Consider the following 5277-nt stretch of genomic DNA (forward strand, 5'->3'; position numbering starts at 1 on the left):
TACGACGGCCAGACCTTCAGCCACTATGTGAAGTCCGGCTTCCGCCACGACGAGCTGGCACGCCACCGCGACCTGCTCGCCGGCGCGCACGCCGCAGGCGAGATCGATGGCGTGACGGTGCGCGTCGAGTCACATGAATCGCTGCGCGAGGCCGCGAGCGTGGCCGCCGCCTTCGCCGCCGACACCGGCTGCGCGGTGCTGCTGTCGCTCAAGCTGGGCGGCGACTGCCTGGCCCGCGAGCGCGCCGACGACCGCGCCAACGTGGCCCGCGTGGCCGAGGCGATGATCCTGTCGAAGGCCTTCCCGCGCCTGCAGTTCGTCTTCGACACCTTCATGGACGTGGACCGCGGCTACTTCCCGCGCCACGCCTTCATCGACCGCCGCTACACCCCGCGCGCCACGGCGCTGGCCTTTACCGCGCTGGCCGCGCTGTTCTCGGATGCCGCCATCCGCCTGCACGCCGATGGGGCGCAGGCAGGCGCGGCCCTTGCATTCGATGCGGACGGCACGGCGCACCAGCTCGTCTGCGGCCCCGCCAGCACCGTGCTGGCTGCGCTGGACGGCCTGCCCCCGCACGCCACCGTGCTCGACCTGTACGACGTGCAGGACAGCATCGACGTGCCGCTGGGCCAAGTCCGCCGGCGCCTCACCAGTATCGACCCCGATTGCCACGAAACCCTGCTGGTACGAACCTGAGCCGCACACCGGCCACCAATACCCAGACATGACCTAGAAACCAAGCGAGTCCCCCGCCATGAATACCGCCAATCCCGTCCGCCGCAAAACTTTCGCGGCCCTGGCCTTTGTCGCCGCCACCACGCTCGTCGCGCCCCTGGCCTGCCTCGCGCAGGGCAATTACCCCAACCGCGCCATCACGCTGGTGGTGGGCTATTCCCCCGGCGGTTCCACCGACAAGCTCGCCCGCCTGCTCGCCCAGTCGATGCAGGAAGACCTCGGCCAGTCCGTGGTGGTAGAGAACCGCCCCGGCGCGGCCGGCAACATGGGTGCGCAGGTCGTGGCACAGGCCAATCCGGACGGCTACACGCTCTTCATGGCCACCGTCAGCAGCCACGCCATCAACCCGTGGCTCTATCCGAAGACCGGCTTCGATGCCATCCAGAGCTTCGAGCACGTGGCGCTGGTGGCGCGCTACCCGCTGCTGCTGGCCGCGGCGCCGGGCTCCGGCGTGAAGACGCCCGAGCAGGCGCTCGGTTTCTTGCGCACGCATCCGGACAAGGCCTTCTTCTCGTCCGCCGGCGTCGGCTCGGCCGGCCACCTGAGCGGCGAACTGGTGCGGCTGACGGCGAAGGTGCCGATGACCCACGTGGCTTACAAGGGCGGCGGTCCGGCGATGCTGGGGGTGATGTCGGGCGAGGTGGCCGTGATGATCGACCCGATCCCGGCCATGATCCCGCAGGTGAAATCCGGCAAGCTGACGGCCATCGCCGTCACATCGAGCCAGCGCTCGCCCGCGCTGCCCGATGTGCCGACCCTGAACGAGCACGCCATTCCCGGCTTCGACGTGACCTCGTGGGCCGGCATCGTCGCCCCGGCGAAGACGCCACCCGAAGTGGTGCAACGCCTCGAGGCCTCGGTGGCGCGCGCGCTCGAGTCGCCGCGCTTCAAGGCCATGCTCACCGCCGACGGCGCCCAGCCGTCGTACCTGCCGGGCGACAAGTTCCGCGCCTTCAACGAGGCCGAGCGGCAGCGCTGGGGGGACGTGGTGAAGCGGGCGAAGATCAGCGCGGAGTAAGTTGAACTTGAAGTTGAAGCTGAAGTTGAAGTTGGAGCAGGAGTTGAAGTCGGACCCTGACGCCGGGGACCTTCCCTCGCGTCAGCCGTCCACCGTCTCGCGCGGCAAGCCCGCCAGTTCCGCTTCGCGCACGCGCAGCACCGTCTGCCGCGACACATTGAAGCGCCGCGCCACCTCGCTCACCGACTCGCCCCCCGCCAGGCATAGCGCCACGTTGCGCCGCTCGCTTTCCGACAGCTTCGGCTTGCGCCCGAGGTGGGTGCCCATCTCGCGCGCAATGGCCGCGCTCTGCTGGGCCCGCGCGCTGCGCACGCGGCTTTCCAGCGTCACCAGCGCACGCAGCATCGACACCGCCGGCGGCGATCCGCCGCGCGTCAGGTCGGCGCGGCCGGCCTGCAGGCAATGCAGCGCGACGCCCGCCTTGCGAAAGCGCGTGATGGTGGCCAGCATGTCGCGCGCATGGCAGCCGAGGCAGGACAGGTGCAGCATGTGCACGGCATCGCCCGGTCGCACGCGCTGCACCAGCGCGGCCAGCGCCGGCCGCTCCAGCGCGGGCAGGGCCGGCGCCTCGCACTCATGCACCGCGCATCCCTCTGCGACCTCGATGCCGGCCGCCCTCGCCGCGGCCAGTTCGCTTTCCATGGCCTGTTCGTCGTAGGCTTCGTTGGAATACAGATAGACCAAAGACACTTCAAGCTCCCCGCTCAAACCTTCCCGTCGATTGCTTCCCGTCGATTCCCGTCGATTGCTTCCCCGTCGACCGTCCCCGTTCGCATGCGCCGCCTGCGCGCCAACCAGCACGTCGTCTGGATGTAGGGACAACCCTTCATCGCCAGGCCATGCAAACGTGATTTCATCGGCGCAGCCCCTCTCTGCGGGGTTGGTAATTCGATCCAAAACAGAACACAGGATTCCCAACACATCTTCAGGATTTCCGGCACGGGCCGGCTCGCGGCCTTCTGCGCCGCGGCTGCCACCGCCCTCGTGCTCGCCGCCTGCGGTTCCGGCGATAACAACAACGCCACGGGCCGCGCCTCCGACGGCGTCGTTCGGCGTCGCGGCGCAGCTGGCCGGCAGCGGGACGACGCTGGACGCGCTGATGGCCGTGGCGGACGGCCGGCTGTATGTGGCGAAGCGGGAGGGAAGGAATCGGGTGGTGGCGGGGTGACGCAGGAGAACTGGATCAACAGTTCGGGCCGCCGCAATCAAACTAGTCGCCGGCATTTTCCTGGCAGCGAGGCACGAAATGCCATTGTCCGAACTCTGGGTCAAACATGGCAATTTGATTGCAGTCAGGAATATCACCGGGCGCGAACTCGACAGTTTCGACCAAGCGCGCCACCGCCCCGTGCAAGCGTGTGTCGGTCCAGTTAAGAATCTCCGCGTTCGTTTCCTGCCAGGCAAACAAGCCAGCCCTCTCGCGAAGCTTGGAGAACTCAGCGAAGGTAACCTCGTCGATCTCGAACCGCTCCAACTCCCCTGCCCAGTGGTGCATCTCGCGGGAGTATCTCCCTAATCCACCCCCTGGCGTTTGCAGCAAGCATCCATCACGCGCCGGCCAACCGAGGTGGACACTGGCGATGAACCCTCTCCTGTCGGCGTCTCGAAACAGATTCCCATCGAGAAGTGAGGCCGGCAAGAGTTGGCAGAGTTGACCGAGTGCGGACCTTAGGCCCGCTTCGATCAAGGCATCGAACGGCGACAGGAAGCATGTGATGGCGCGGCCCTGCTCGATTCTGGACGAAATTATGCAAAGGTCTCCGTCATCGTCTCGGGAGACGAGGACGTAGGCAGGGAGGGTTAGAAAGAAAGACGGCATATACGGTCGTAACTGTAATTTTCCGGAAACATCAGGATGCCCGATCCTGCCCCTATTTCATTTTCACAATACTTCAAGAACCGGCCGAGCATAGGGTTCCCCGCGCTCCAGATTCCATGAAACCGTATTTACCAAAATATAATGACAAGACTCGCCGTATGGATGCCGAATCCTTGAAGCGAAAATGAGAAACTTTTCCCTCATGCTTTCCATCCAAGCCCGATCCAAAAAAATCAGATATGCGCTTATTTTCTGAGAACGAAGGCGCACCTCCTCCTGCGATTTTTAATTCGTATGCATGCACTTCGTAGTAACCCACCTCATTACACACAAGTCGTGACCCATGGCGTGCCGCAAAAAGTCGTTTACGGTCAATGACATAGCGGGTGGGGTTGTAAACTCTTTCGGAATGTCGTTCACTGTTGCAATTTGGGCGACACATGCAGCGAGAGGCAACGAGTTGGGCAGCGGCAGAATTCAAGGACATTGACCTGGGCGACCAGCGCCTGAACAAGCGGGCGGTGCTGCTAGCGGAGCGGCTCGCAGAGAAGCCGACGGCGAGCATACCCAGTGCATGCGGCGGCTGGGCGGAAACGGCTGCGGCGTATCGCTTCCTGGCTCAGGATGAATTGGACTGGCGCGATATTCTGGCGCCCCACTGGCAGAGTTCAGCCGAGCGGATGCGAGCTTGCGAAGTGGTGCTATGCATCCAAGACACCACGGAACTGGACTTTAACGGCCAGGCCATCGCAGGCTTGGGGCCGCTGTCGTATGAGGCGCAACGCGGGCTATATCTGCACCCGACTTACGCGGTAACGCCAGCGCGTGAACCGCTGGGCGTGCTTGACGCCTACATGTGGGCGCGCGAGCCCAAGGGTGCGGATGGCGTTCGCCCCGGCATCAAGGAAAGTACCCGCTGGACCGAAGGATATGAGCGGGTCGCCGAACAGGCGGCCGCACTGCCTGCCACGCGACTCGTCTATGTGGCTGACCGAGAGTCGGACATCATGGCGCTGATGGTCAAGGCGAAGGAGTTGGGCCACCCGGCGGACTGGCTACTGCGCTCGCAGCACAATCGCACCTTGCCTGGCGGCGGCAAGCTGTGGGACCAAGTCACTGCGGGTGAGCCAGTGGGCAGGATTCACTTCACGTTGGCTGCCCGTCAGGCTCAGCCGGCGCGCGCGGTACGGCAGCAGGTGTGGGCGCAACGTGTTGCGTTGCCTGACGCTGCAGGCGGCGTGGTGAGTGCTACTTGTATCGTCGCCCGGGAGGTCGACCCGCCGGCAGGCGTCAAACCGATTGAATGGCGACTGCTGAGTAATCGCGAAGTGGCCGACCTTGACGCGGCAGCACAGCTTATTGACTGGTACCGCGCGCGTTGGGAGGTGGAATTGTTCTTTCATGTGCTGAAGAACGGCTGTCGAGTCGAGGCGTTGCAACTCGCATCGATGGCGCGGCTTGAGCGTGCCTTGGCGCTGTTCATGGTGGTGGCATGGCGCATCGCTCGATTGATGCGACTGGGTCGAACTTGCCCGGACCTGGATGCAGGGCTGTTGTTCGAGCGCGATGAATGGCGCGCGGCATTCATCCTCAACAAGAAGAAGCCGCCGAAGACGTCACCGCGTCTGAATGAGGTCGTGCGCTTGGTCGCTATGCTCGGCGGCTTCCTGGCGCGCAAAGGCGACGGCGAACCCGGAGTCAAGAC

The 5277-nt window shown here is 64.8% G+C and carries 5 protein-coding genes; 3 read left to right on the top strand and 2 right to left on the bottom strand.

Annotated elements, in window-relative coordinates; genetic code table 11:
- Both VFG49_RS18095 and VFG49_RS18100 read left to right on the top strand, forming a co-directional pair.
- The coding region (locus VFG49_RS18095) for a hypothetical protein (RefSeq protein WP_324863165.1) at window positions 1-696 on the top strand (696 nt) is incomplete at its 5' end.
- A gap of 58 nt (window positions 697-754) precedes the next feature.
- Window positions 755-1753 carry a tripartite tricarboxylate transporter substrate binding protein gene (locus VFG49_RS18100; protein ID WP_324863167.1) on the top strand — a complete coding sequence of 333 codons (999 nt, stop codon included), beginning with the start codon at window positions 755-757 and terminating at the stop codon, window positions 1751-1753.
- A gap of 81 nt (window positions 1754-1834) precedes the next feature.
- Here VFG49_RS18100 and VFG49_RS18105 read toward each other — a convergent pair whose 3' ends face one another.
- Together VFG49_RS18105 and VFG49_RS18110 are read right to left on the bottom strand one after the other, a co-directional pair.
- Window positions 1835-2443, bottom strand: a complete 609-nt coding sequence (locus VFG49_RS18105) for a recombinase family protein (protein ID WP_324863169.1) — start codon at window positions 2441-2443, stop codon at window positions 1835-1837.
- A 520-nt stretch (window positions 2444-2963) separates the two neighbouring features.
- Window positions 2964-3248 carry a hypothetical protein gene (locus tag VFG49_RS18110; protein WP_324863171.1) on the bottom strand — a complete coding sequence of 95 codons (285 nt, stop codon included), beginning with the start codon at window positions 3246-3248 and terminating at the stop codon, window positions 2964-2966.
- A 764-nt stretch (window positions 3249-4012) separates the two neighbouring features.
- Here VFG49_RS18110 and VFG49_RS18115 point away from each other — a divergent pair.
- On the top strand, window positions 4013-5277 hold a 1265-nt coding region (locus tag VFG49_RS18115; protein ID WP_422653408.1), incomplete at its 3' end, for an IS4 family transposase.

The organism is Dyella sp., assembly GCF_035685885.1.
In the GTDB taxonomy this organism is placed as follows: domain Bacteria; phylum Pseudomonadota; class Gammaproteobacteria; order Xanthomonadales; family Rhodanobacteraceae; genus Dyella.

What these genes read in the sequence shown, in the direction of transcription:
- VFG49_RS18110 (WP_324863171.1), bottom strand. Translation starts at nt 3,248, where the DNA reads ATGCACCACTGGGCAGGGGAGTTGGAGCGGTTCGAGATCGACGAGGTT.
- VFG49_RS18100 (WP_324863167.1), top strand. Translation starts at nt 755, where the DNA reads ATGAATACCGCCAATCCCGTCCGCCGCAAAACTTTCGCGGCCCTGGCC.